At 62.2% G+C, this 25893-nt stretch carries 19 protein-coding genes and 2 pseudogenes; 11 read left to right on the top strand and 10 right to left on the bottom strand.

The features are described 5' to 3' along the window. Positions 1 to 101 precede the first annotated feature (101 nt). Positions 102 to 1277, bottom strand: a complete 1176-nt coding sequence (manA, locus tag LB453_RS12895; protein WP_103795676.1) for a mannose-6-phosphate isomerase — start codon at positions 1275 to 1277, stop codon at positions 102 to 104. A 193-nt stretch (positions 1278 to 1470) separates the two neighbouring features. Between manA and fumC the strand changes: the two genes are divergently transcribed. Then, positions 1471 to 2868: a class II fumarate hydratase gene (gene fumC, locus LB453_RS12890; RefSeq protein WP_103795677.1), complete on the top strand. Its 1398-nt coding sequence runs from the start codon at positions 1471 to 1473 to the stop codon at positions 2866 to 2868. 42 nt (positions 2869 to 2910) lie between these two features. Here fumC and tus read toward each other — a convergent pair whose 3' ends face one another. Further along, complete coding sequence (tus, locus tag LB453_RS12885; protein ID WP_103795678.1) at positions 2911 to 3840, bottom strand: DNA replication terminus site-binding protein; 930 nt, start codon at positions 3838 to 3840, stop codon at positions 2911 to 2913. Between the two features lie 211 nt (positions 3841 to 4051). Here tus and LB453_RS12880 point away from each other — a divergent pair, with 211 nt between their 5' ends. From LB453_RS12880 to LB453_RS12870, 3 genes are all read left to right on the top strand, one after another. Beyond that, on the top strand, positions 4052 to 5236 hold the full coding sequence (locus tag LB453_RS12880) for an MFS transporter (RefSeq protein ID WP_224481431.1): 1185 nt from the start codon (positions 4052 to 4054) through the stop codon (positions 5234 to 5236). 192 nt (positions 5237 to 5428) lie between these two features. Continuing rightward, complete coding sequence (locus tag LB453_RS12875; RefSeq protein ID WP_224481430.1) at positions 5429 to 5917, top strand: RrF2 family transcriptional regulator; 489 nt, start codon at positions 5429 to 5431, stop codon at positions 5915 to 5917. A 187-nt stretch (positions 5918 to 6104) separates the two neighbouring features. After that, positions 6105 to 6437, top strand: coding sequence for a zinc ribbon domain-containing protein (locus LB453_RS12870; protein WP_224481429.1), 333 nt, complete (start codon positions 6105 to 6107; stop codon positions 6435 to 6437). 92 nt (positions 6438 to 6529) lie between these two features. Here LB453_RS12870 and LB453_RS23360 read toward each other — a convergent pair. From LB453_RS23360 to LB453_RS12855, 3 genes and pseudogenes are all read right to left on the bottom strand, one after another. Continuing rightward, positions 6530 to 7032 (bottom strand): annotated as a pseudogene (locus tag LB453_RS23360) (DUF4760 domain-containing protein). Positions 7033 to 7319: 287 nt separating this feature from the next. Next, on the bottom strand, positions 7320 to 10472 hold the full coding sequence (gene oqxB / locus LB453_RS12860) for a multidrug efflux RND transporter permease subunit OqxB (RefSeq protein WP_103795679.1): 3153 nt from the start codon (positions 10470 to 10472) through the stop codon (positions 7320 to 7322). Between the two features lie 17 nt (positions 10473 to 10489). Next, a complete protein-coding gene (locus tag LB453_RS12855; protein WP_103795680.1) occupies positions 10490 to 11650 on the bottom strand; it encodes an efflux RND transporter periplasmic adaptor subunit in 1161 nt (386 codons plus the stop codon). A 310-nt stretch (positions 11651 to 11960) separates the two neighbouring features. Between LB453_RS12855 and LB453_RS12850 the strand changes: the two genes are divergently transcribed. From LB453_RS12850 to LB453_RS12840, 3 genes are all read left to right on the top strand, one after another. Then, positions 11961 to 12305: a helix-turn-helix domain-containing protein gene (locus tag LB453_RS12850; RefSeq protein ID WP_033747323.1), complete on the top strand. Its 345-nt coding sequence runs from the start codon at positions 11961 to 11963 to the stop codon at positions 12303 to 12305. 86 nt (positions 12306 to 12391) lie between these two features. Beyond that, on the top strand, positions 12392 to 12826 hold the full coding sequence (locus LB453_RS12845; RefSeq protein ID WP_103795681.1) for a ribonuclease domain-containing protein: 435 nt from the start codon (positions 12392 to 12394) through the stop codon (positions 12824 to 12826). Between the two features lie 2 nt (positions 12827 to 12828). Next, entirely contained in the window at positions 12829 to 13098 is a 270-nt protein-coding gene (locus LB453_RS12840; RefSeq protein ID WP_033747317.1) for a barstar family protein, read from the top strand. Here LB453_RS12840 and LB453_RS12835 read toward each other — a convergent pair. The 4 genes from LB453_RS12835 to LB453_RS12820 form a co-directional block, all read right to left on the bottom strand. Then, the gene (locus LB453_RS12835) at positions 13095 to 15470 is read right to left on the bottom strand and encodes a virulence factor SrfC family protein (protein WP_103795682.1); all 2376 of its coding nucleotides are present in this window, start codon (positions 15468 to 15470) and stop codon (positions 13095 to 13097) included. The two genes, LB453_RS12840 and LB453_RS12835, sit on opposite strands and share 4 nt — an antisense overlap. Further along, complete coding sequence (locus tag LB453_RS12830) at positions 15467 to 18430, bottom strand: virulence factor SrfB (RefSeq protein WP_103795683.1); 2964 nt, start codon at positions 18428 to 18430, stop codon at positions 15467 to 15469. Before LB453_RS12830 ends, LB453_RS12835 begins: the two co-directional genes overlap by 4 nt. Before the next feature lie 2 nt (positions 18431 to 18432). Beyond that, complete coding sequence (locus LB453_RS12825) at positions 18433 to 19752, bottom strand: SrfA family protein (RefSeq protein WP_103795684.1); 1320 nt, start codon at positions 19750 to 19752, stop codon at positions 18433 to 18435. A gap of 162 nt (positions 19753 to 19914) precedes the next feature. After that, entirely contained in the window at positions 19915 to 21090 is a 1176-nt protein-coding gene (locus LB453_RS12820) for a benzoate/H(+) symporter BenE family transporter (RefSeq protein ID WP_103795685.1), read from the bottom strand. Positions 21091 to 21182: 92 nt separating this feature from the next. On the opposite strand from LB453_RS12820, the gene LB453_RS12815 reads away from it, so the two are divergent. The 4 genes from LB453_RS12815 (at position 21183) to LB453_RS12800 (ending at position 23876) form a co-directional block, all read left to right on the top strand. Next, a complete protein-coding gene (locus LB453_RS12815; RefSeq protein ID WP_103795686.1) occupies positions 21183 to 21740 on the top strand; it encodes a helix-turn-helix domain-containing protein in 558 nt (185 codons plus the stop codon). 66 nt (positions 21741 to 21806) lie between these two features. After that, a complete protein-coding gene (locus LB453_RS12810) occupies positions 21807 to 22238 on the top strand; it encodes a MarR family winged helix-turn-helix transcriptional regulator (protein ID WP_103795687.1) in 432 nt (143 codons plus the stop codon). An 11-nt stretch (positions 22239 to 22249) separates the two neighbouring features. Further along, positions 22250 to 22807 carry an isochorismatase family protein gene (locus tag LB453_RS12805; protein ID WP_103795688.1) on the top strand — a complete coding sequence of 186 codons (558 nt, stop codon included), beginning with the start codon at positions 22250 to 22252 and terminating at the stop codon, positions 22805 to 22807. Position 22808: 1 nt separating this feature from the next. Then, the gene (locus LB453_RS12800; RefSeq protein ID WP_103795689.1) at positions 22809 to 23876 is read left to right on the top strand and encodes an AbrB family transcriptional regulator; all 1068 of its coding nucleotides are present in this window, start codon (positions 22809 to 22811) and stop codon (positions 23874 to 23876) included. A 33-nt stretch (positions 23877 to 23909) separates the two neighbouring features. Here the strand turns inward: LB453_RS12800 and pqqU are convergent. Further along, positions 23910 to 25775: pseudogene (gene pqqU / locus LB453_RS12795) on the bottom strand (TonB-dependent receptor PqqU); the annotation flags it as partial. Positions 25776 to 25893 lie beyond the last annotated feature (118 nt).

The following is a 25893-nucleotide window of genomic DNA, read 5'->3' as shown; positions in this document are numbered from 1 at the left end:
TCCGCTTACGCCGCTGTCCGACGAGGGAAGAAAAACGCCCGCAGGCGTTTTTCGCTAATAGATTGAAATAATAGCAGTTAGGGTCAGTTCCGTCAGCCAGATCAGCGCAATGCGTTAAAAACGCGCGCCAGGCGGCCGCTGCCGGTGGCTTTTAGCGCGCCGTCGCTGGCGGGCACAAAGCAGGACTCTCCCGGCTGCAGATGCAGCTGCTGCTGGCCCAGCGTCAGGGTCGCTTCGCCTTCAATGCAGAACAGGATCGCCGCGCTCTCCTGCGTGAGCGTCTGCGGTTCGCCGTCCAGCGCGTGAATAGCGAACGCGAAATCCTCTACCGGAATGGGGAAGTTCAGCGCGCGCTGCTGGCGCTGCGGCTGGGTAAGCAGCTGCGACGCCGGCTTTGGCTCAAACTTCACATTGGCGAGCAGCTCGGGAATATCGATATATTTCGGCGTCAGGCCGGCGCGCAGCACGTTGTCGGAATTGGCCATCACCTCCAGCGCCACGCCGTTGAGATAGGCGTGCGGCGTCTCGGCGTAAAGGAACATCGCTTCGCCCGGCTGCAGCGTAATCACGTTCAGCAGCAGCGGCGAAAAGAGCCCGCTGTCGTCCGGATAGTCCGCCGCAATCGCCTTAATGGTCTGCCACGGCTGGCCGTCGCGCGCGTTGAGCGCGGCTTTCAGCACGCCGAGCGCCAGCGACTTTGCGTCTCCCTGCAGCGACAGCATGGTGGTAAACAGCGTCGCCAGATTCTCGCTGTCAGGATGCTGCAAAAAGTGGGCGATCTGCGGATGCGCGCCAGCGACCGGCTGCAGCAGCGAGGCGATCTCCGGCAGCTCGCGGAAGCCGTTCATCGCCTGAAAAGGGGTCAGCGCATACACCAGCTCCGGCTTGTGGTTGGCGTCTTTATAGTTGCGCTCCGCCGCGTTAAGCGGAATGCCCGCCGCATTCTCGCGCGCGAAACCCTCTTCTGCCGCGCTTTTGCTGGGATGAACCTGAATCGACAGCGGGCGATCGGCGCACAGCACCTTAAACAGAAAGGGCAGTTCGCCAAAGCGTTTCGCCACCGCATAGCCCAGCATCTCCTCGGGCGCGGCGGCGATGACCTCGCGCAGGGAACAGGGCTCGCCCCCTACCTCAACCTGTGAAGGACTTTTAGGATGCGCCCCCATCCACAGCTCCGCCATCGGCGCGCCGGCAGGGTTGGCGATGCCGTAGAGATCCGTTAAGGCGGTTTTGCTGCCCCACGCGTAATTTTGCAGCGAATTGACCATCTTTTGCATGATTAACCCTTTAATCACGGGAAGTTATTGCGCCTATTAAAGCAGAAAATGGTGCGGATAATACATATGAAGTGCAAACAGCGCTTATGGCTCGCATAATGTTAAATTCTTGTATGTAAGATTTCTGCGCGTCCGGCGTGCTTCCCGCGTCGGGCGACCAATCACCACAACCTGTGCTAAAGGAGACGTAGACATGGCAGCCACGCGCATTGAAAAAGATTCAATGGGGCCCATTGATGTACCCGCAGACAAGTTATGGGGCGCGCAAACGCAGCGCTCGCTGGAACACTTCCGTATCTCGACAGAAAAAATGCCCACCGAGCTGGTCTATGCGCTGGCGCAGACCAAGCGCGCCGCCGCGACCGTTAACCGCGATCTCGGCCTGCTGCCTGCTGAACGTGCCGATGCGATTGTCAAAGCTGCCGACGAGGTGCTGGCCGATCGCCACAGCGGCGAATTCCCGCTGGCGATCTGGCAAACCGGCTCCGGCACCCAGACCAATATGAATATGAACGAGGTGCTGGCCAACCGCGCCAGCGAGATCCTCGGCGGCGAACGCGGCATGTCGCGCCTGGTGCATCCCAACGACGACGTCAATAAAAGCCAGAGCTCTAACGATGTGTTCCCGACCGCAATGCATGTCGCGGCGGTTATCGCGCTGCGTGAAAAGCTGATCCCGCAGATTGAAACGCTGAAAAAAACGCTGAGCGAGAAGTCCAGCGCCTTTAAAGATATCGTCAAGATTGGCCGTACCCATCTGCAGGATGCGACGCCGCTGACCCTGGGCCAGGAGATCTCCGGCTGGGTGGCGATGCTGGAGCATAATCTCCGCCATATCGAGCAGAGTATTCCTCACGTCGCTGAACTGGCGCTGGGCGGCACCGCCGTTGGCACCGGGCTGAATACCCATCCGGAATATGCGGAGCGCGTGGCGAAAGCGCTGGCCGAGCTGACCGGACAGCCGTTCGTTACCGCGCCGAATAAATTTGAGGCGCTGGCGACCACCGATGCGCTGGTGCATGCGCACGGTGCGCTGAAAGGGCTGGCTGCCTCGCTGATGAAAATCGCCAACGACGTGCGCTGGCTGGCCTCAGGCCCGCGCTGCGGCATCGGCGAACTCTCTATCCCGGAAAACGAGCCGGGCAGCTCTATTATGCCGGGCAAGGTCAACCCGACCCAGTGCGAAGCGATGACCATGCTCTGCTGTCAGGTGATGGGCAATGACGTGGCGATCAATATCGGCGGCGCGTCGGGCAACTTCGAGCTGAACGTCTACCGGCCGATGGTGATCCACAACTTCCTGCAGTCGGTGCGCCTGCTGGCTGACGGCATCGACAGCTTTAACCATCACTGCGCCGTCGGCATCGAGCCGAACCGCGACCGTATTTCGCAGCTGCTTAATGAGTCGCTGATGCTGGTGACCGCGCTTAATACCCATATCGGCTACGACAAAGCGGCCGAAATCGCCAAGAAGGCGCATAAAGAGGGGCTGACGCTGAAAGGCTCGGCACTGAAGCTGGGCTATCTCACCGAAGAGGAGTTTGACGCCTGGGTGCGCCCGGAAGATATGGTTGGCAGCATGAAGTCGTAACCGCCGCCGTTATAAAAGGCCAGCGCTGCTGGCCTTTTTGCGTTATATCGGGCAGTCGACCCACAGGTGCAGCCGCGGGATCAGCAGGTTGAGCGGCTGCGCCGCCGGCTTGTAGCGATGCTGCACGTTATCGGCGTTGTAGTTCAGCAGTTCGCCCAGCACCGGCACCTGGGTGCGGTCGCGGCACAGCACAATAATCGGCGACGGGCAGGCGAGCTGGGTCTGCTTTTTCTCGTCGGCGCGCCAGACGCGCGCAATCGGCTGCACCTTTACCGGACGCTTTATCTTCAGCCGGGCGGTGGCGGGCAGGGCGCGCACGCTCTCCAGCTCATCCTGTACTTTTTCTGCCCACTGCTCGCGCGTCCAGGGCGCCTGCGCGCGGTTTGCGCTCAGGCTCTTCTCCAGCTGCGCGATAATCTCCTCGCGCTTCACGTTTTTGATGACGTGCTTATTGGCCCAGCCGAAGCGCAGGCTGTCTGGCGCCTGCAGCAGGGTAATGGAGCGGTAGGCGTTCAGCGTAATCAGGCCGCGCAGATGCTGGTGAACGAACTCAAAGCGCGCCTCGCTCGGCAGCCCCGACTCCACGGTAATAATCTGCTCCAGTCGCGCTTTATAGTGATTCACTTGCGCGATCTGGTCGATAAGGGCGGTTTCGCGTTCGCCCTCAGCCTCAATACAGAGGGCACCGGGCAGGCGAACGGCCGCTTTGGTGCTGAGCTTTTCTGACTGGTGCTGCATAAAGAGGCGGCAGAAGTGCGCCAGCGCCATTTCGCGCGCCGCTTCGCCCAGGTGCTGCTCGACGGCAATTTCGGTCACCGCGTCATGCTCATGGCCTTTTTCAACCGGGGGCAGTGAGAACACCCGCGCGATCAGCAGCGGCTGCGCCATAATCATTTCGCGTAACTCGGCCAGCGCCCGTTCAAGGCTGTTGGCGCAGTCATGCAGGTCGGAAATCAGATCGTAACGCATCATTACTCTCCATAGTTACAACATTCCTTACTCTGACAGAGAGAGGCTCTGTGTGCAATCCGCTCTATTAGTTACAACATACATAAAAATTGCGATACAAAATGGTGCGGCCTGCCTGCTGAACAGGCAAAGCGAGGCGCTGCGTGCGTTTCGGTTTTTTCCTTATTCTCTGGCATGTTATAAAAGGCGCTACCTGTACAAAAGGGTGACGGATGTGAATCAACGGAATAAACCCGGCGTGTCGGCGGTTGTGGTGCTGGGCCTGGTACAAATACTCTCCTGGGGCGGCTCCTTCTATCTGATGGCGGTGATGGCGGCCCCCATCGTCGCGGAAACCGGCTGGTCGCAGCAGTGGGTCTACGGCGCACTGTCGCTCGGCATCCTGGTGTCCGGCCTGCTGGCGCCGCTTTGCGGACGCATTATCGCGCGCACCGGCGGCCGAATGCTGCTGGCGCTGAGCGGGGCGGTGATGGCGGCCGGGCTGGTGGTGATGGGATTAAGCCACTCGCTGCCACTGTTTCTTGGCGCCTGGGTGATTATCGGCGTGGGTATGGCGATGGGGCTTTATGACGCGCTGTTCGCAACGCTGGGCACGTGCTACGGCGGGCAGGCGCGCAGCGCCATCACCAGCATTACCCTGATCTCCGGCTTTTGCACCACGCTGGTATGGCCAGGCACCGCGCTGCTGATTCATCTGCTGAGCTGGCGCGGCGCCTGTTTCGCTATCGCGGCGATGCTGCTGTTGCTGGTGTTGCCCGCCTCTGTTTACGCGCTGCCGAATAACGCAGTGGCCGTGAAGGCGAAAGCGACATCAGCTCCCGCGCCGCAGAGCGATATCGCGCCGTCGCTGTTCTGGCTGCTGTGCGCCATCTTTACGCTGGCCTCGGTGATTATGACGGCGATGTCGGTACAGCTGATCGCCTTGCTGCAGGCGAGCGGCTATACGCTGGCTGCCGCGCTAGGGCTCAGCGCCATTCTGGGGCCGTGTCAGGTGGGCTCACGCATCGTCGATATCCTGTTTAAACGCGGCCATCCCATCTGGACCGCTTTTTTCTCGGTCGGTCTGGTGGCGCTTGGCCTGCTGTTGCTGGCGCTGTTTCCTCAGCTTGCGCTGCTCAGCATGGTGTTTTACGGTGCGGGAAATGGTCTGCGCGCCATCGTACGGGGAACTTTACCGCTGGCGATGGTCAAACCAGAGGCGTATGCCGTCGTGGTTGGGCGGATGGCGCGCCCGGCGCTTATCGGTCAGGCGCTGACGCCGCTGGCAGGGGGATATCTGTTTGAAACCCTCGGCGCTTCCGCTACGTTGTGGCTGCTTTGCGCGCTGGCGCTGCTTAACGTCGCGCTGGTGCTGCTGCTGAAAAAGCGGCTGCCTTCGACGCCGCCAGCGGCAGTTTAAGGGCAGGGCGAAAGCAGTGGCGCCGCGGGCTGAACAGCTTGTGCTGTTGGCTACCAGGTTTTAATGAATACGTGCCCTGGCGCAGTCGCCTTGCTTCTAAAAAGCAACAGTGTTTGTTATATTTATTGCTCACTGAATGTTCACTTACGCGGCAATAAAACAATAAGATCCACCGCAACTCAGGATAAATAAATGCTTGATTACCGCTTCCCGACAGCTTTGCAAATGGTTCTTAGCGTAGCGATGGCGGAGCAAATGGGTAAACGCTCGACCAGCGCCATTCTGGCATACGGCCTTGAGGCGAATCCCAGCTTCATCCGCAAGCTGATGGTTCCGCTTACTCGCGACGGCATTATCGTCTCGACGCTTGGCCGCACCGGTTCAATCCACCTTGGGCGTCCGGCCAGCGAAATCACGCTGCGCGATATCTACACCTCGGTGATTGAGGACAAAAAGCTCTGGGCGTCGCGTCCAGACGTTGCGCCTCGCTGCCTGGTCAGCGCCAATCTCTGCTGGTACTTTAAATCGATTGCCGATGAAGCCGAGCAGGCCTCGCTGGAAGTGCTGGAAAAACGCACCGTTGCCGACGCGCTCGAAGAGCTGAAGAAAGGCAACGAAACCGAGTGCGCCCCGGTGCTGGAACCGGATGCGATCGAGGACCTGTGTAAAAAAAGCCGCTAAATGCGGCTTTTTTTATATCTGAGTTTTGCGCCTTTCCTGAACGTTTTCTCGCCTCTCCTGCCGTCAAATCCTGCCAGTTTCTCGCTATAGCAAAATTACCCGGCGAAATGAGGGTGTTTTTATCCGATTGATAACGCAGAAAAAGCGTATTTTTCCGTCTGATTATTTTGTATCTATGGAGAGAGAAATGGCCTTAATCAACTGTCCGGAATGCAAAGCGGACATCAGCGATTCCGCTTTTAAATGCCCCTCATGTGGACATCAGGTAAAAAAACCGAAGCGAACGCTGTTTGGGAAAATCGTGAAGATCGTGTTTATCCTTTTTAACCTGCTGATGATCTATTCCATCTTCGCCGGCATGGGCGCGAGCGGAGACGTCATCAACAACGCCGCTTCCGATGCAGAACGCGCTGGCGCAGCGCTGGGCGCAGGCATGGGCGCGATGATGCTGGGGATCCTCTGGGTCGTGGGCGATATTATTATCGGCACGCTGGTTTTTCTGACGCGTCCCAAAGCCTGACAGGGCCTTTTGCAACGTGTTATGAATATCAAAAGCCGCTAACCGCGGCTTTATTATGGTGAGTATGCTTCCAGTAGCCATTTCACGCCGGGCTATTTTTTCTGTAAAGGGTTCTGCTTCCAGCGCATCACCAGCCACTCAAACTCCTGATACGTGGTCTCAGAGTGAATATGCTCTCTGATCGCTTTAATAAGAGGCTCCGCAATATCCCAGGCCTGAATAACGGTAGTAAAAGAGGCTCTCTTAATCATCTGCTCATCATATATCCCTTCACGAATAGCGACGGCGACTCTCTCATAGAAGTTAAGAATATATTGTAACTTGCGCCGCTCAATTCTCTCTCTCTCTCTCCGTTATGATTTTTCCTTCGCGCGGGAAAATATATGAACGAAAAGACTTACCTGAACGATTTACTTTTTTAAGAACGTGTAACGATTCCGTGTAAGCCGTATCCTGGCGGCTTTCAAATAAAAAGTGAGCGGTCTCTTTTTTTGGCTGTGCGCACGTTATAGAAGATTGCGCAAGTTGCGACGACAACGCCGAGCAGGAGGATAGCGTTACTGATGAATGGCCAGATGGTCAGGTTTAGTGTCATATTTTTCATCCATGAAAAAGGCGGGGCGCTTTCCCGCCTTAGCTATTATACGTCTGCTCAGAATCCGTCAAATTCGTCTCTTAATTTAATCATATGGTCTCCTTGAATAGCCTTTATTATTTCACGTGAACAGTTGATCCTTTGCGGCATTGCCGTAGGGAAATTAACCTGGAAGCTTTTCTCTGTCAATTATTGCGCCTGGCCACAATTGCGTAGCGGTACGCAATTTTCATATTTAGCGTTAATTATATAAATAAAAAAGGGCGGTCGCTGACCGCCCTTAATCTTTACACCGTCTGCATCGTTTCTTGCGGTGCCTTGCGCGTCACCAGCTTACGCAGCGTGACGTAGAACACCGGGGTCAGGAACAGACCGAACAGCGTGACGCCCAGCATCCCGGCGAACACGGTAATACCGGTAACGCCGCGCACTTCTGCGCCCGCGCCTTCGCCCAGAATCAGCGGCACGGTACCGGCGATAAAGGCGATAGAAGTCATCACAATGGGACGCAGACGCAGGCGACAGGCCTCCAGCGCCGCTTCCACAATGCCTTTGCCCTGCATCTCCAGCTCGCGGGCGAACTCCACAATAAGAATGGCGTTCTTACACGCCAGCCCCATCAGCACCACCAGGCCGACCTGCACAAAGACGTTGTTATCGCCGCCCGTCAGCCAGACGCCGACCAGCGCCGACAGCATGGTCACCGGTACGATTAGGATCACCGCCAGCGGCAGCGTCCAGCTCTCATAGAGCGCGGCCAGTACCAGGAACGCCAGCAGCACCGCCACCGGGAAGACGATAAAGGCAGTATTACCCTGCGTCGCCTGCTGATAGCTCAGGTCGGTCCACTCAATATTCATGCCGTTAGGCAAAAGCTGACCGGACATCGCTTCCAGCTGGGTCATCGCCTGCGCGGACGAGAGGATACGCGGATCGGCATCGCCAATCAGGTCCGCCGCCGGATAGCCGTTATAGCGGATCACCGGGTCGGGCCCGTAGGTGGTGGTGATATGCACCATGCTGCCGACAGGCACCATCTCGCCGCGATCGTTGCGGGTGCGCAGGTTGGCGATATCCTCAACGCTGTCGCGGAACTCGCCATCCGCCTGCGCCATCACGCGCCAGGTGCGGCCGAAACGGTTGAAGTCGTTGACGTATGACGAACCGAGATAGGTTTGCAGCGTGCTGAAGAGATCGGTCAGCGATACGCCCTGCGCCTTGGCTTTATCGCGATCCACCTGCACGTCGAGCTGGGGCACATTCGCCTGGTAGGACGAAATAGGATAGTGCATCCCTGGCGTCTGCATCACCGCGCCGGAGAGGGTGTTAATCGCCGTCTGCAGTGCGCCGTAGCCCAGCCCCGCGCGGTCCTGCACGTAGAGCGAATAGCCGGAACCCTGGCCCAGACCGAGGATAGGGGGCGGCATAATGGAGAAGCCGAACCCCTGCTGCAGCTGAGAAATCTTCGCATTGATCTCCGCGTTAATCTCTGCCGCACTGTGCTTACGCTCGCTAAAGGGCTTCAGACCGAAGAACACCGTGCCGGTATTGGGCGTGTTAGTGAACTGCAGCGCATTCAGGCCGGGGAAGGCGACAGAATAGGCGACGCCTTCGGTATTCATGCCGATTTCGCTCATCTTGCGGATCATCTCGTCGGTACGCTCCAGCGAAGAGCCTTCCGGCATCTTCACGCCGCCGATCAGATAGAGTTTGTCCTGCGTCGGGATAAAGCCGCCCGGCACGGCGTGGAACATAAAGCCCGCGCCCGCCAGCAGCAGCACATAGACGCCGAACACCGCGCCGCGGCGGCGCAGCGTTTTGCCTACCAGGCCTTCGTAGCCGTGCGCGCTGCTGTTAAAGAAGCGGTTGAACGGACGGAACAGCCAGCCGAGCAGGCGATCGATAATTCGCGTCGGAATATCTTTCGGCGCATGGTGATCTTTTAGCAGCTTCGCCGCCAGCGCAGGAGACAGGGTCAGCGAGTTGATGGCGGAGATCACCGTGGAAATGGCGATAGTCACCGCGAACTGCTTATAGAACTGGCCGGTCACGCCGGAGAGAAACGCCATTGGCACGAACACGGCGCACAGCACCAGCGCAATAGCGATAATCGGCCCGGAGACCTCGCGCATCGCCTGATGCGCCGCCGCCTGCGGTGAAAGGCCCAGCGCGATATTACGCTCGACGTTCTCCACCACCACGATGGCGTCATCCACCACGATGCCGATCGCCAGCACCAGCCCGAAGAGGCTCAGGGTATTCAGCGAGAAGCCGAGCAGGTAGAGCACGCTGAACGTCCCGACGACCGAAACCGGCACCGCCAGCAGCGGAATGATCGAGGCGCGCCAGGTCTGCAGGAACAGGATCACCACCAGAACCACCAGGGCAACCGCTTCCAGCAGCGTATGCACCACCGCGCTGATAGAGTCGCGCACGAACACGGTAGGGTCGTAAGGGGCAGCCCACTTCACATCGTCCGGGAAGCGCGTTGCCAGCTCGTTCATCTTAGCGCGCACCGCGTTGGAGAGATCGATGGCGTTGGCCCCCGGCGCCTGGAAGATACCGATGCCGACCGCGTCCTTATTGTTGAGCTGCGAACGCAGGGCATAGCTGCCAGAGCCCATCTCGATACGCGCCACGTCGCGCAGGCGTACCAGTGAGCCGTCATCCGAGGTTTTCAGGATGATGTTGCCGAACTGCTGCTCGTTTTCAAGGCGGCCAGCGGTGTTGATGGAGAGCAGAAAATCGGACTGCTTCTTCAGCGGCTCGGCACCCAGCTGGCCGGCTGACACCTGCACGTTCTGCTCCTGCATCGCCGTCACCACGTCGGCGGCGGTCAGGCCGCGCGCAGCCACTTTGTTGGGATCGAGCCAGACGCGCATCGCATATTCGCCCGCGCCGAAGATCTGAATCTGGCCCACGCCAGGCAGGCGCGCCAGCTCATCTTTCACCTTCAGCGTGGCGTAGTTGCGCAGGTAGAGCGAGTCGTACTTGCCGTGCGGCGAGAACATATGCACAACCAGCGTCAGCGTTGGCGACATCTTCTGGGTGGTGATGCCGAGGCGGCGCACATCTTCCGGCAGGCGCGCTTCCGCCTGGGCGACGCGGTTTTGCACCTGCACCTGCGCCTGATCGGGATCGGTGCCCGGGCGGAAGGTGACGGTAGTCACCAGCACGCCGTCGGAACCGGCCACCGATTTCATATACATCATATTTTCAACGCCGTTGATCGCCTCTTCCAGCGGCGTAGCCACCGAATCGGCAATCACCTTCGGGTTGGCACCGGGATATTCGGCGCGCACCTGCACGCTGGGCGGTACCACGTCCGGGTATTCACTGATCGGCAGCAGCGGAATGGCGATCAGGCCGGTCACGAAAATTAAAATCGACAAAACGGCGGCGAATATCGGCCGGTCGATAAAAAAGCGGGAAAAGTCCATAGCGGCAGTAGCCTCAGTTAGTTGGCGTTAGCCGCGCGCATCGCGACCTGCTGGGCCGTTACCGGCATTCCGGGCATAAACACTTTTTGCAGCCCGTCGACAATCACCCGATCGCCCGACTGCAGCCCGCTTTTCACAATGCGCAGACCCTCGGCCATCGCGCCGGGCTGGATGTCGCGGCGCTGCGCTTTGCCCTCTTTGTCCACCACATAGACATACTTGCGATCCTGGTCGGTCAGCACCGCCTTGTCGTCAATCAGCAGCGCCTGGAACTCCGCGCTGCCGGGCAGGCGCACGCGGGAGAAAAGGCCGGGCGTAAACTGGCGCTGGCGGTTGTCGAGCTGGGCGCGCATGCGGATGGTGCCGGTGCTGGCGGTCAGCTGGTTGTCGGTGAAGTCGACGATGCCGCGATGCGGATAGCCGCTTTCGCCCGCCAGGCCGATTTCCACCGGCAGCGAGCCGCGCTGCTGGCCCTGACGCGCCATCGCCTGGTAGTGCAGGAAGGTGGCTTCATCGACGTCGAAGTAGACATACATGCGATCCTGCGACACCAGCGAGGTGAGTACGCTGGCGCTGTCGCCGGCGGTCACCAGGTTGCCGGTGGTGATCATGGCGCGGCTGGCGCGTCCGTCGATCGGCGCGGTCACGCGGGTAAAGTCAAGATTGAGCTGCGCCATATCCACGGCCGCTTCAGCAGAGAGCACGTCCGCCTGCGCCTGGCTGGCGGCGGAGCGACGCTGTTCCCACTGCTCACGCGACACCGCCTGAGTGCCGATCAGCTTCTCGGTGCGCGCCGACTCGCTGCGCGCCAGCGCCGCCTGACTGCGTGCGCGCGCCAGTTCGGCCTTCGCCTGCTCCAGCGCGGCGCGGTAGGTGCGGTCGTCGATGGTGAACAGGACCTGACCCTTTTTCACTTCGTCGCCTTCGCGGTAGTTCACCGCGTCGATATAGCCAGAGACGCGCGGGCGCAGCTGCACGCTCTGCACCGCCTCGATGCGGCCATTAAAGCTGTCCCACTGGCTGACGGGTTTCACCACCACGTCGGCGACGCTGACCTGAGGAGGGGGCGGCGGGGCGTTTTGCGCCACGCCTCTGTCGCATCCGCTGAGTATGCTGCTGAGCAGCACCGCGCCCAGAAGGGTTGAACCCTGACGAACCCACTTCGTTTGTCTGTTCATTATTGTTATTCCGCATAGCGTTAAAAAAAGAGCCCACAAAGGCGGGCCAATATTTGCAACTTTTAAGATTGCAATTTATCGCGAGGAGTGTAGGCTCGGGTATCCTGCAACTGCAAGAATATCTGATACACTTTATGTGCGGTTTTGCTGGGGGCGATGCACAGGCGTAGCGGGGCAGAGAATGACCTTACGGCGAGTGCGGCATTTAATGTATCAATTCAACTTGCATTAAATGGCAAAGTCAGTCACCCTTAAAGTGTAATTGCAACTGATACTGATACTGTTCGCAACGGCGACGGGAGAAAATGGGATGATGAGCGACGCATTTATTCACGATCTAATCGACTGGATCGATAACAACATCGAAGCACGTCTGGATCTGGACACCGTATCGGAGCGCGCAGGCTATTCCAAATGGCACCTGCAGCGTATGTTTAAAGAGCACACCGGCTATCCGCTGGGTGAGTACATCCGCATCAAGAAGCTGAAGAAATCCGCGGATCGTCTGACGACCACCAACGAGCCGATCCTCAACGTGGCGATTTCGCTGGGCTTCGACTCGCAGCAGTCTTTCAACCGCAGCTTTAAACGCCAGTACGGCGTCGCGCCAGGCGCCTGGCGTCGACATGGGGCGCAGATGCAAGCCATGCAGTGATCCCCGCAGGGCCAGCTTCGCTGGCCCGCGCTGTATCTGCCCGCTAAAGCTGGTATTATCAGCGTCCTGTTGTCTGGGATGCCATCATGTCAAAAAAACTCTGGATTGCACTGTTCATCGTGCTTGCGGCCGCCTGGGCCGGTCTTAAACCCCACCTGAACGTTTCACCCACGCCTGAAACCGGTGATATCAGCTCGCTGACCGATGCGCGTACCGTGGCGCGTTACCTGCTGCAACATCAGCAGCTACCCTCATATTACATCAGCAAAAATGACGCGCGCCGTCGCGGCTGGGATCCGGCCAAAGGCAATCTGTGCGAGGTGCTGCCGGGCAAAGCGATCGGCGGTGACCGCTTCGGCAATCGTGAAAAGCGCCTGCCGCAGCGCAGCGGACGCCTCTGGTATGAAGCTGACGTCAACTATCGCTGCGGCCATCGCGAGGCGGATCGGCTGGTCTACTCTTCTGACGGCCTGGTCTATATCACCACCGATCACTACCGCAGCTTTAAGCAGGTGCCCTGAAGATGCTGACCATTACGCTCGACTTTCGTCGCCTGGCGGATCGCGATGCGCTCTACCAGACGCTGGCGCAGCAGAGTCATTGCCCGTTCGCCTTCGGCAATAATCTGGACGCGCTGTGGGACTGGCTGACCGGCGGCATGGCGCTGCCGGCGCGTATTCATCTGCGCCACGCGGCGGAGGCGGAAAAGCGCGACGAGTTTGCCGCCGTGCTGGCGCTGCTGGAAGAGGCGGCGCAGGCGCTGGAGGGCGACCTGCGCCTGAAGCGGGATTAGCTGCGCAGCGTCGCGAGGATGGCGGTCAGCGCGGCGCGCGCGGCGGGCGTGACGTCGCGTCCACCGGCGTGACCGTTGTTCTCCAGGATCACCGAATTGAGCCCGACCAGCCAGTCGTAAATATAGTAGGCGGTGTGGTTGGCGGGCGCGGCGGAGAGGCGCGTCAGGCGCTGTCCGGCAGAGAAGCTGACGCTCGGCGCGGGCGGACGCGCAAAAATCGGCTGGCCGCGATTGACGCGGCTCGGCGGCCGTTCCGCTTCATCACGCTGTAAAAAGCCCAGCCAGGCGACAAAATCCCCCAGCACCGTCATGGCGCGGGAAACCTGACGATCGGCGCGCGACTCATGGGTAACGGTGGGGTTTTCCGGCTCGTGCAGCGCCTGCTCCAGCGACGTCAGCATATCGAGGCGGAAGCTGGCAACGATCAGCTCTTCTACCAGCCACTCCAGCGTGCCGCGATCCACATTCAGCAGCGTCAGCAGGCTGCGGTTCTCCGGCAGCTCGCGCAGATGATCGAGCCACAGCGCCATTACCTGGCGCGCAAAGCTCTGTCCCACGGCGCTGACCTGATGCGGCGCGCCCGCCGGCTCGGCCAGCGGCGTATCGCTAAAGAGATCGAATTCAAATCCGACGCCGAAATGCTGCGCGGGCGCCTCAGCGCGGATCGCCGCGGCCGTGGTCGGCGCATCATGCTGGCTGAGCCAGAGCTGGCGCAGCGTTTCGCGCGGCGGCTGCAGCCGCTCCAGCAGTTCGCCGTGCAGGCCGGTGCGGTGCTGCAGACATTTCAGCAGCGTATCGGCGATGGTCTGCCTGCGCGCCGCCTGTTCGGCGCTCGCTTCGGCATCGGTCCAGGGCAGCAGTCGACGCTCCAGCACGCTGTGCTGCAGGGCGCGCAGCTCGGCCAGCAGCCGATCGCGGCGCGCATCGGGCTGCATCTCATCCTGCAGCCACTCCGCCATGCGATCGACGCCGGCGCGATCGAGCGCCAGCATCGATCCCCAGCGCTGACCGGGCTGGCCGATCTGGCGCTGTACCGCCTCATCGACGTTAATCTGCTGATGGCGCGCGTCATAAGGGGTGATGGCCCAAATCAGGCGCGGCTTTTCGCCGTTTTCGCGCGGCGGCTGATGCAGCTGCCATTCGCGCAGCGCGCGGCTGGCGACATCGACATCCTGGCGCTGGCTGGCGGCGGTGCAGACCAGCATTAAATCGATCCCCTGGCGCGTGGCGTAAAAGCCAGGCAGCAGGGCGCGTTTCTGCTCCAGCAGTCGGGCAAGCAGCGGATCCTGCTGCTCCAGACGCTGACGCTCCTCCAGCGCCGCCGCATCGGCGGGCGCGCCGGGCGCGGGCAGATCCAGCATATCGGCGTCGTCAAACAGGGCGGTGCGCGGCGTGGAGCTTAAGGGGATGGTCAGCTCCAGGGTCAGCAGCGCCAGCCAGCCGAGCGCCACCTGCTGCGGCTTGCCGATGCGGTTGCCGTTCAGCGGGCAGACTTCCACCTTCATCTGCCGATCCTGCTCGCTGGCGGGCGCGATCAGCTGTTCGCTCGGCAGCAGCGCCTCATCCGTCAGCAGGCTAAGCGGCGCAAGCACGCGGCTGGCACTGCGCAGCTGATGGCGCAGATGCAGCAGCGCGCGCAGCGCCTCGCTCAGCTCCGGCTGCGTCGGCCACAGCAGCGCAAAGAGCTGCACCCGGTCGTCCACGCTGAGCGCCGGGGCCAGTTCGACCGCCTGCGGCCAGAAATGGCGGTCGAGCCGCGGATCGTGACAGCGGTGACGACGGCTCCAGGCCCAGAGCGTGACCAGCGCGTCGCTGTCGAGCCCGCCCACCGGGGCGCTGAGCCGCTGGCGCTGCAGGCGCTGCAGCTGCTGGTCGAGCTGGGCGCTTTCCGGCTGCGCCGCCGTATGACGGCAGCTCAGCACCAGGCGTAAAATTTCCGCCTCGCCCAGCAGCTGCAGCTCCACCGGCCATTCACCGGAAAGGGGGTCGCGCTGATGGCAGTAGCGGGTCGCCGCAGCGAAGTCGAGATTGCCGGGATTGATCTGCTGGAAGACGTTCAGGCTTTTTTCGCCGAGGCGCGTCAGCAGCTGCCCCTGCGCGTCGGCGACCATTTCGCTCAGCAGCCAGGCTTTACCCGCCTGCGACTGGCCGAACAGCGCCAGCGTCACCGGACGGGCGACCTGCTGGGCCAGCGCATCGCTCTGCACGCGGGCGCGGCGCAGCTGGCGCGTGAAGGTTTCCGCCTCCAGCGCCAGGCGCGGCGACGCGTCGCGGTGTTCGGCGATCCAGCCCAGGCTGGCGTTAAGCGCCTCCTGCAGCAGGCCAAGGCGTTTTGCCAGCGTCTGCGGCTGGCGCGGTTTTACAGTTCTCATCGTTTACAAAGGCTTCCGCTGTCAATCCAGTACTGGGCGTTGGCGTTGCCCGTCGGCGAGAGGGTGTTGAGCTTCAGGCTCAGCTGCTCGAGCGGCACGCGGGTGCCATCGTCAAGGCGGGCGTCGCTCAGCACCAGGCGCTCCGGCCCCGGCAGCGTCGGGCCGGGCGCAACCGCCAGCTTCACGCGCAGCACGCTCTCTCCGGCCACCTTGCGCGCCAGCTGAGCGTCGTTCAGGGTCAGGCTGTAGAGCGGCGACGCGGGCCAGCGATCGTTGTCGAGCTGGCGGAAGCCGAGGCAGACGTTGCCGCGAATGCGGAAGCTGCTTTTGCGGTCCAGCGCGAAGCTCCGGTCGTCGAGATCGATATCGCCGTAGCAGAGATTATCGTCGGTCAGCGCCTGATTTTCATCCAGCACGCCAAGATAGCGGATCGTCGAGTAGGGCTCGAAATCGCCCGCGCGGAACCAGAAGCTGTTAAGGCGCAGATCCAGCGCCAGCAGGCAGAGCATCGCGCCTACCGCCGCGGTGGATTTCGGGTTGTCGATGCGGCCATGTTTGTTGAACGGATACCAGTCGCTGGTGTGATAGCCCTCCAGCGACAGAATGCGGCTGCCCGGCAGCGGCTGCAGATGGCGCACCAGCGCCTGAATGCCGGGGAAGCGCGACGGGCGGCCGGTGAGCAGCAGCACATCGCACTGATAGAGCGACACCACCTCGCACATTGAGCGCAGCGCCGGAATAATCGCCATGCGGTGCTGCATAAACTCGGCGTGCAGCTGTGCAAGGCTGACGATCAGCGGCACTTCCAGCAGATCGAAACCGCTGTCGGCGCCCAGGGCGCGCTGGATCTCGCCGTTGATAAAGGCGAGCACCGCGTCGGCCGGACGGCTCTCCACCAGTTCGCCGAACAGGGCGTTAATCTCCGCGTGGCTCTCCAGCGGGTCCCAGCTTTCGTAGCGCTCCAGCACCGCCTGCGCCAGCGGAATAAACAGCTGCAGCGTCGCCTGCTGGCGCAGCGTAGCCTGCCCGTCGAGGCGGCCGTCGTGGCCGAACAGCTTGTTCAGCAGCGGCTCGGCCAGCGTCAGGCCCGCCTTTTGCAGGCTCTGCTGCAGCGCAGGCAGGATCCAGAGCTGGATAACGTCCAGCAGAATATCGTCGCCCGCGACTTTAAAGCCTTCGCGGAACAGCAGGCGCGGGGTAATTTTGACGTTATTGCCCTGGCCGTCGTCGAGACGGTAGTGGGTAATCGCCAGATCGGTGGTGCCGCCGCCGATATCGATCGAGGCGATGCGCAGGCTTTTGCCCGGCACTTCGTCCGCTTCGCGCGGACGATCCGGGCGCGCGGTGCTGCTAAAGAAGTCCTGCGCGCGTCCGGCGAAGTTGACCTGCGTTTCGTTGAACAGCCAGACCATCTGGCCACAGGTAGCCTCGTCCCACTCCATCTGCACGTCCGGCACCGGCTTGCGGCACGTGGGCGGCGTGGCGGCGTCAAACGGCTCGTCGGCCGCGTGCCAGCCCTCGGCTTTCCACACCAGCGCGATCGCCTGCTGCATGCGGCGGCGGAAAATCTCGCGCTCCGGCTTCGGCATCGCCGACGGCAGGGTCAGGATAACGTGGCGCAGCTGGCGCGGCGCGTGGCTCTGCGGCATGCGCTGGCGCTGCGCGGCGCTGTTCATCTGCATCAGCGCCTGCGCCAGCAGTTCGCACAGCATAAAGGTCATCAGCGAGCTGCGGCTGTAGTGGGCGGAAAAGACCGGCAGGCGATCGTCCTCGGCGAGCGCGTGCAGCGGCTCACCTTCGTCATTCAGCAGAAAGGTGAAGGGCGCGGCGTTGGCCTGCGGCTCGTTTGCACCCTGCGGCTGGTTAAAGCGCCAGCCTGGCTGGTAGCGCGCCTCGTCCCAGAGATAGCGGCGCGGGCTGGAGATGCCGGTGCTGCCCTCAAGGCCGGCGCGCTGCAGCGCCAGGCGGCTCGCCTCGCGGCCCACGCGCGTCAGCGACGGCCACATAAAGGCGTTTTCGCGGCCGCTCTGCAGCGAAAAGCTCGCCTTGCCGAAGTTCGTTTCCGCAAACTCCAGCCGGCTGTCAAACAGTTCGTTATAGACCTGATGCGGCTGCGAAAGGTCGCGCAGCTGGAGTTCGTAGGTCTGCTTCAGGCCGTTGCTCTCTTCCGGGTGATCTTCTACCAGGATGCCGCAGGTGTGCGAGTTGCCGACGTCGAGAATAATATCGACGTTCACCGCCGGCGTTTGCTGGGTGGCGGCCTGAAGATGGATATCGTTCAGGTTAAGCTGCTCGCCGAGCAGCTCCAGCAGGTTCAGGTAGTGCGCCTGATACTCAAACTCGCGCAGCGCCTGCGCGATCGCCTGTTCGCGGCGGTCGCCGACGCGGTCGCTGAACGCCTCACGCAGCCAGCCGTCTACCCAGATATGATCGAGAAACTCGCCCAGCTCGTAGTTGTGCCAGGCGAGTGAGAAGGTGACGCCGTTTTGCGCGTCGGCGGCGGTCAGGCCGAGCTGCTCGCCGCCATCCTCCTGCGCCACGCAGCGGGTATCGAACGCCAGGGTCACGCGGTGGGTATTGCCCGCCGCATCGGGCTGCGCCAGCGCGGTGAGGCGCAGGCGCGCCCAGTTCTCCGGGCCGCCGATAAAGCGACGGCCGCTGGCGCAGCGCAGCATCGGCAGGGGCAGCCAGCAGTCCGCCAGCAGCGTCAGCGAGTCGGCCAGCGCCACGTCCGATTCCGGGCGCACCACTTCCGGCGCGCCGCCATCCTGCGGATAGAGCAGAAACTTGCCGCTGTTGCCGTCGACGTTGAGGCGCAGCAGCGGACCGTTTGCGGTCTGGCGCACAAACTGGCGGCGCGCCTGGCCTGCTGCGATGCGCAGGCCGAAATCCAGAAACTGCACGCCGCTCTCTTCAATCAGCGTGATTTTTTGTTTGTCATCGATCAGGGGAGCCAACATGGTTACTTACTCTCACGCTTAATCGTCATCGGGAAGGATTTGTCATCGCTGAACAGCGCTTCGCACACGGCGGCGCCGTCTCCCGGCTTACACATCAGCTGCGGCATGCGGTAGCGCGAGCCGTCGCTGCATTTTGCGGTATAGCGGCTGCGCACCGAGAGCTGACCGCTGCCGAGCATGGCGGCGGAGACTTCATCGGCGCTGCAGCGCAGGTTATTGCCCTGGGTGACCGTGGCGCTGCCTTTACCGCCGCGGATCTCATAGTGCAGCACCGGCGATGCGCCCCCCGGCAGGGAATTTTGCATCACCACGCGCCAGCGGCCGTCAACGACGTTGATCGCGCCGGTACGCACATCCTCCACGCTCATTTTCAGCGCGTCGCCCGCGGCGGGAACGGCGGGCGTCACTACGCTGGCAAGGGTAGCGGAAGGCGCTGCCGTTTCGGCGGGCGCGGCAACGCTGGCTGGCGTTTGCGGCAGGGTAGCGGCGAGCTTTTGTGCGGCGACCAGTGCGGCAGGCGGCGCGATAGCGGTGGCCGCCGGTGCGGCCAGCTGCGGCGCAGCGACCTGCACCGGCTGATGCAGCCAGAACGCGGCGGCCCCGGCAACGGCCAGCGCGACCGGCGTCAGATACCAGAGGCGGAAGGCGCGGCGCTTTGTGACCGGCGCGACAGCGGGCGCTGCTGCTGACGCGACAGGAGGCGTCGCGGCGACCGGCACCGCGTCGGCGACGGGTTCCGGCACGGGCACAGGCTCAGCGACCATCAGTGGCATCTCTGCCATCGCCGGCTGCGGTGCAGTAACGGTGACTTCCGGCAGCAGCGGCGGCAGCGACGCCTCCAGCGTATCGCGCAGGCAGGCGAGCGCGTCGTCGCGCGTGCGCGACTGAGCGTCGACAAAGCCCCAGAAGGTGATCACCGGCTTGCCGTCCACCAGGTAGACATACTGCTGATCGGGAAACTGCAGCGCTTTGCTCAGCAGCGCGCCGAACAGGCGCATCGCCGGATTCTCCGCGTCGCGCGCGCGCGCGCTGAGATCCTGCATCTCCTGCTGCGTTGCCGTCAGCTGTTCCAGCGCCTGCCGGCGCTCGCGATCGCTGGCACCCAGCCAGGATTTAACCTTGCCGCTGAAGGGCGCGTACCAGTCGAGACGGTCACCACGCGCATTAGGCTGAGGAATAGCCAGGCAGTTGGCCAGCACGGTCTGACGGCGTAGCCGCAGCGTTTCGCGAATTTGCAGCGCGGATGCGTAAACCGGCTGGCCGTTTTCACCCAGCGCCAGCACCGCGTCAAGATTGCCGCTGCGCAGAAAAGTTTTTGCCACCTGTTGGGCCCTTATCGGTCAAAGTGTAAGGCAGAAAATCGTGTGATATCGGCGATTAGAGTGATTTTACGCCGGGCTACGGCAAATCAAACGGCGGAAAAAACGATAATTAAGGGCGTTTTTCGCGCGCTGCGATAAAAAATGCACAGCGCGCCCAGCCGGTTATGGTGCGCGGCGCGTCAGCACGGCGTGCGCCACAACGCCGCCGACCAGCCCCCAGAACGCCGCGCCAATGCCAGACAGCGAGAGGCCGGAGGCGGTAATCAGAAAGGTAATGGCGGCGGTGTCGCGGGTATCGGGCTGCGCCAGCGCGCGCGTCAGGCTGCCGCTAAAGGTCGACAGCAGCGCCAGCCCGGCGAGGGTGGCGATAAGCGGCGACGGCAGCGCCACAAACAGGGCGGCGATAAGCGCGCCCGAGAGCCCGGCCAGCAGATAAAACAGGCCGGCCAGCGCGGCGGCCATCCAGCAGCGGCGCGGGTCAGGGTCAACCTCATCGCCCATGCAGATAGCGGCGGTGATGGCGGCGATACAGACGGAAAACCCGCCGAACGGCGACAGCAGCAGGGCGACCAGCCCGGTCCAGCTCATCAGCGCCGAGACCGGTGGCTGATAGCCGTGCGCCTGCAGCGTGGCGATGCCCGGCGCATTTTGCGACGCCATGGTAACGAGAAAAAAGGGCAGGCCGACGCCGAGCAGCGCGGTCAGGCTAAAATGCGGCATGATGCCCTGCGGCAGCGCGAAGCTCGCTATCTGCGCCGGAAAATGAATTTCGTGCCGGGCAAGCGCCACCGCGATGCCCACCGCCAGCGTCGCCAGAATGGCGTAGCGCGCCAGCCAGCGCCGCGCCAGCAGCCAGCTCAGCAGCATCGCGCCGCACAGCGCACTATCGTTCTGCAGGCCGGTAAAGGCTTCCAGCCCGAAGCGCAGCAGGATCCCGGCGAGCATGGCGGAGGCCAGCGCGGGCGGGATCACCTTCATCAGGCGCGCAAACAGGCCGGTCACGCCGCTCAGCACAATCAGCGCGTTGGCGAAGATAAACACGCCGACCGCCTCATTGATGGAAAGGCCCTGCAGGCTGGTCGCCAGCAGCGCCGCCCCGGGGGTGGACCAGGCGCAGAGGATCGGCATGCGCGTCCAGAGCGACAGACCCAGCGAACAGAGGCCCATCGCGATACCCAGTATCGACAGCCAGCCGCCGATCTGCGTCGGCGAAGCGCCGGCAGCCTGCGCGGCCTGAAAAATAATGGCCGCGGAGCTGCTGTAGCCGACCAGCACGGCAACGAAACCCGACACCAGCATGGGAAAAGAAAAGGCGGATCGCGCCGTAATGCTTTGCATAAAACCTCCGCTGTGCGTTATAGCGCACATCGTAGCAGTGTGCGCTATAGCGCTCAAGTGTTACACTGCCGCCAGGATTTCAGGAGAAACTTATGGAAAATCTGCATCAGCATCTCAGCGGGGCGCTGAAACAGCTGCGCCAGGCGAACGGCTGGAGCCTGACGCTGGCCGCAGAGCGCACCGGCGTCAGCAAAGCGATGCTCGGCCAGATCGAGCGCGGTGAGTCCAGTCCGACGGTGGCGACGCTGTGGAAAATCGCTACCGGTTTCAACGTTCCATTCTCTTTTTTTATTCAGGGCAACGGGCTGCAGAGCGGCGACAGCGCGCGCTTTAGCCAGCCCAACGCGCAGATGACCGTGCGGCCGCTGCTGCCTTACGATGCGCAGCTGCGTTTCGACCTGCTGGCGGTCGAGCTGGCGGCGGGCGCGCAGAGCGACTCCTCGCCGCACGAGCAAGGCTGCGTCGAGCAGGTGGTGGTGATTGAGGGAGAGCTGCTGCTGGGGCTGCACGGCGTCTGGCGGCGTTTACAGGCGGGCGAGGCGCTGCAGTTCGCCGCCGATGTGGCCCACAGCTACCGCAATCCGCTTGCCGTGCCGCTGCGCTTTCACAGCCTGATCCACTATCTGCAGCGTCCCGACCTTACAAATTGATACGAAGGTAAACTACACAGTTTGCCTTCCTATATCTATACTTCAGGCAACGTAAGGAGAAGGGCAATGAGCGAACTGAACGAATCAGCCACCCTGCTGCGTATGCTGGTTGGCCGACTGGGTCGGCGGCTGCGCGAATCTGCGCCGCCCGGCGATCTCACCTGGTCGCAGGTTTCCGTGCTGGGTTATCTGGTGCGCGACGGGGCGATGACCGTGACCGAACTGGCGGCGGCAGAGGGCGTACGCACCCAGTCGATGGGGGCTACCGTTGCCAGCCTGCTGGCGGCGGAGATGGTGCAGGGAGAGGCCGATCCCCTCGACGGCCGTAAAACCCGCTATACCGCCACGCCTGCCGCCCGTGCGCTGCTTACCGCCAACCGGGCGATGCGCGACGACTGGCTGGTGCGCGCCATTGATACCGAGCTCAGCGCCGAGGAGCAGCAGCTGTTGCTGCGTGCCATCCCCTTACTGCAACGACTCGCCGACCACGCATCCTGAGAGGATTTTTTATGGCATTGACTACCCTTGATCCCCAAACCGCTCTCATCATTATCGACCTGCAGCACGGCATTGTGCGCCTGCCGGTGGTGCATGAGCCGCAGCCGGTAATCGACCGCTGCGCGCAGCTCGCCGACGGCTTTCGCGCCCGCCAGCTGCCGGTGGTGCTGGTGAATGTGGCCGGCGGCGCGCCGGGCCGAAACGAGCAGGGCAGCCACAGCGGCGAGCTGCCGGCCGACTGGGCGACGCTGGTACCGGAAATGACGCCGCAGCCGGGCGATATTACCGTGACCAAGAAGACCTGGGGCGCGTTTCACAATACGGCGCTGCACGAGGAGCTGCAAAAGCGCGGCGTCACCCAGGTAGTGGTGTGCGGCATCGCCACCAGCATCGGCGTCGAATCCACCGCGCGTCAGGCCTATGAGTTAGGTTACAACGTCACTTTAGCCACCGACGCCATGACCGATCTTAATCTCGACACCCACAACAACAGCGTTAAGCTGATCTTCCCGCGCCTCGGCGAAACCGGCTCGGCTGCTGAGGTGCTGGCGCTGGTCGACGCGCGCTGATATGACGATGGCGCAGGCGGGCCTGGGGCGCTGGGCCGGGCTGATCCTCAGCTCGGCGGCGCTGGTGGCGCTGCTGGAATGGCTGCATATTCCGGCCGCGCTGCTGCTTGGCCCGATGTTTGCGGGCATCGGCTTCGCCGCCTCCGGCCGCACGCTAAAAATCGCGCGGCCGCTGTTTAACGGCGCGCAGGCGACGGTGGGCGCCATGATCGCCGCAGCGATCCCCGCCACGATTTTTCATGAAATCGCCGACGACTGGCCGCTGTTTGTGCTCTGCGTCGGTTCGGTGATTATTGCCAGCCTGGCGCTGGGCGGCCTGCTGGCGCGCTTCCGCGTGCTGCCGGGCTCGACCGCCATCTGGGGATCGTCGCCCGGTGCGGCGACGGCCATGACCCTGATGGCGGAGAGTTTCGGCGCCGACGTGCGCCTCGTCGCCTTTATGCAGTATCTGCGCGTGATGATGGTGGCGCTGGTCGCGACCCTGGTGACGCGGCTCTGGACCCACGAGGGTGGCGCGCCTGCCGCCTCGCCCGCGCTCCACCTCTTCGCGCCTTTCGCGCCGACCGCCTTTCTGTTTACGCTGCTGACCATCGCCGCCGGGCTGCTGGCGGCGCGTCTGTTACGCATTCCCGCCGGCCCGATGCTGATGACGCTGATTGTCGCCTCGCTGCTCCAGGATTTTGGCGGCCTCGCGATCACCCTGCCTAAATGGCTGCTGGCGCTGGCCTACGCCTTTGTCGGCTGGGGCATCGGCCTGCGCTTCAGCGCCGATATTTTGCGCTATGCGGCGCACGCCTTTCCGCGCGTGCTGCTGTCGGTGCTGACGCTGATCGCTATCTGCGGTCTGTTCGCTTTTCTGCTGGTGGAGTTTGCCGGTATCGATCCGCTGACCGCCTATCTGGCGACCAGTCCGGGCGGGGCGGACTCGGTGGCAATTATCGCGGCGTCGAGCAACGTCGATATGCCGTTTGTGATGGCGATGCAGACCGGGCGCTTTATCGTGGTGATGTTCACCGGTCCGATTTTATCGCGCTGGATTGCCCGCTGGATGGCGCGGCGCGCGCCATAAGAAAGCCCCGGCGGCTGGCCGGGGCGACAGGGCTTACTGGAAGGCGTAGCTCAGCGTCAGGCCGACGCTGTAGTTCCGTCCCGGTGCCGGTTCAAAGTAGCGTCCGTTGCCTTCATTTACTATGACCGAGCCGACGTAGCGGCGGTCGAAAAGGTTATCGACGCGGCCGAAAAGATCCAGCGTCCAGTTCTGCACCAGCCATTTGTAGCCGCTGTTGAGCGCCGCCACGGTATAGGCGGGCGCCTTGACGTCGTTCTCGTCGTCGGCGGCGATATCGCTCATATAGCGCATCTCCGCGCCCGCATAAAAGCCCTGTTCCGGCGCGTACGCCACGCTGGCGTAGAGCATATTACGCGCAATGCCGGGAATGCGGTTGCCGTCGCAGCTCGTATCGCCGCAGGCGTTGCTGCGATAGCGCGCGTCGAGCAGCGTCCAGGCCGCCTTCGCGCGCCAGTCGGCGGCGAACTGCTGATCCACTCCCAGCTCCAGGCCGCGACGACGGGTTTGCCCGGCGTTTTTGTAGGTGGTGCGGCCGCCGAGGCTGGTATCGGTGACGATCTCGTTTTGGGTGTCGGTCTGGAACAGCGCGGCGGTGATCAGGCCGTTGCCGATGCGTTTTTTGGTGCCCAGTTCGACCGTGTCGCTGGTCGCTGGCTTCAGCTGGGTATTCAGACCCGTCTCGCCGTCGGCGCGATAGGAGAGTTCGTTGATGGTCGGCGTTTCAAAGCCGCGCCCTGCAGAGAGATAGGCGTTCCAGCTGCTGTCGATAGCGTACTTCAGCGACGCGGCGGGCAGCCATTTATGGTAGCGCGCGTCGCCGCTGTCGTCGCCGTTGCCGGCGGTAATATAGTGGTCGTTGGAGTCGAAGCTGACCGTGCTGTAGCGCAGCCCGGCGTCCAGCGACCATTTATCGGTCAGCTGCCAGGCGGTCTGCAGGTAGGGATCCAGGTTCCACATCAGGTTGCGTTCGTTGCGGCGGATATTACCTTTAACGCCCAGGTCGTTGCCGCTGAAGTTTTCGAAACCCTTGCGGCGCTCGGTCATGGTTTCATAGTCGAGCCCGCCGGTTAGCGTCACCGGCACGCTGAACAGGCTGTCGCGGTGGGTCCAGCGCGTGTCGATGCCCTGGTAGTGGCGCGTCAGGTCGATCACGCCGCCGGGATGTTTCGCGCTGAGCTGGACGTTTTTCGGGATCGACTGATACTGGGTGGTTTCGCGCATCCCGGCGTACATCATCACGCTGAGATCGTCGTTTTCGCCCATCTGACGCTGATAGTGCAGGCCGCCCTGGGTCTGATCCACAGTTTTGCGCGTGTTGTAGAGGGTAACGTTGCTGACCACCTGGCGCGGGTTGGCGCGCCACTGATCCGGCGTCAGCCCGCCGGGATCCTGCGCGTCAATATGCACGCTGTTGAACAGCAGCGTCAGGGTGCTGACGTCGTCGATGCGCACCCCCAGCTTCGCGTTGCCGAGATTCTTCTGCGCCTCGCTGTGGTCGCGGTAGCCGTGAGTGGTGAAGCGCGAGGCGGAAACGGTGTAGTTGACGTCACCCGCCTGGCTGCCGTCGCCGGTCGCGCCGCTCGCCTTGACGCTGTTGCGCCAGCTGCCGTAGCTGCCGTACCAGCTGCCTGCTTCCAGCGTGGGCGGCTGCTGGCCCGTCTGGGTGTCGACGTTAATCACGCCGCCCGAGGCGTTGCCGTAGAGGGCGGAAAAGGGGCCGCGCAGCACCTCGATATGGTCGATCGAGCCGATATCGATATTGGAGGTTTGTCCCTGACCGTCGGGCATGGTGGCAGGAATGCCGTCGACGTACAGGCGCAGTCCGCGCACGCCGTAAGTGGAGCGCGAACCAAATCCGCGCACCGAGAGCTGCAGATCCTGGGCGTAATTCTGTCGGTTATGCCTCACATGTATCTATGGGTACTTTTATGTATTCATGTGGCCATTAATGTATTTAAATAACTGTAATATAAGAAAATAAATTAAGCTGTTTGTATTCTTTATTATTTGTGTGTCT

This window comes from Pantoea agglomerans (genome assembly GCF_020149765.1).
In the GTDB taxonomy this organism is placed as follows: domain Bacteria; phylum Pseudomonadota; class Gammaproteobacteria; order Enterobacterales; family Enterobacteriaceae; genus Pantoea; species Pantoea alvi.
This window is presented reverse-complemented; position numbering and strand designations above follow the sequence as displayed.

Bases quoted from the DNA above. Each gene is read 5' to 3' on its own strand.
- LB453_RS12830 (WP_103795683.1), bottom strand. From the start codon at position 18,430: ATGTTGGCTCCCCTGATCGATGACAAACAAAAAATCACGCTGATTGAA.
- tus (WP_103795678.1), bottom strand. From the start codon at position 3,840: ATGATGCGTTACGATCTGATTTCCGACCTGCATGACTGCGCCAACAGC.
- LB453_RS12850 (WP_033747323.1), top strand. From the start codon at position 11,961: ATGATGAGCGACGCATTTATTCACGATCTAATCGACTGGATCGATAAC.
- LB453_RS12815 (WP_103795686.1), top strand. From the start codon at position 21,183: ATGGAAAATCTGCATCAGCATCTCAGCGGGGCGCTGAAACAGCTGCGC.
- LB453_RS12800 (WP_103795689.1), top strand. From the start codon at position 22,809: ATGACGATGGCGCAGGCGGGCCTGGGGCGCTGGGCCGGGCTGATCCTC.
- fumC (WP_103795677.1), top strand. From the start codon at position 1,471: ATGGCAGCCACGCGCATTGAAAAAGATTCAATGGGGCCCATTGATGTA.
- LB453_RS12805 (WP_103795688.1), top strand. From the start codon at position 22,250: ATGGCATTGACTACCCTTGATCCCCAAACCGCTCTCATCATTATCGAC.
- manA (WP_103795676.1), bottom strand. From the start codon at position 1,277: ATGCAAAAGATGGTCAATTCGCTGCAAAATTACGCGTGGGGCAGCAAA.
- LB453_RS12810 (WP_103795687.1), top strand. From the start codon at position 21,807: ATGAGCGAACTGAACGAATCAGCCACCCTGCTGCGTATGCTGGTTGGC.
- LB453_RS12875 (WP_224481430.1), top strand. From the start codon at position 5,429: ATGCTTGATTACCGCTTCCCGACAGCTTTGCAAATGGTTCTTAGCGTA.
- LB453_RS12840 (WP_033747317.1), top strand. From the start codon at position 12,829: ATGCTGACCATTACGCTCGACTTTCGTCGCCTGGCGGATCGCGATGCG.
- LB453_RS12870 (WP_224481429.1), top strand. From the start codon at position 6,105: ATGGCCTTAATCAACTGTCCGGAATGCAAAGCGGACATCAGCGATTCC.
- LB453_RS12855 (WP_103795680.1), bottom strand. From the start codon at position 11,650: ATGAACAGACAAACGAAGTGGGTTCGTCAGGGTTCAACCCTTCTGGGC.
- LB453_RS12820 (WP_103795685.1), bottom strand. From the start codon at position 21,090: ATGCAAAGCATTACGGCGCGATCCGCCTTTTCTTTTCCCATGCTGGTG.
- LB453_RS12835 (WP_103795682.1), bottom strand. From the start codon at position 15,470: ATGAGAACTGTAAAACCGCGCCAGCCGCAGACGCTGGCAAAACGCCTT.
- oqxB (WP_103795679.1), bottom strand. From the start codon at position 10,472: ATGGACTTTTCCCGCTTTTTTATCGACCGGCCGATATTCGCCGCCGTT.
- LB453_RS12845 (WP_103795681.1), top strand. From the start codon at position 12,392: ATGTCAAAAAAACTCTGGATTGCACTGTTCATCGTGCTTGCGGCCGCC.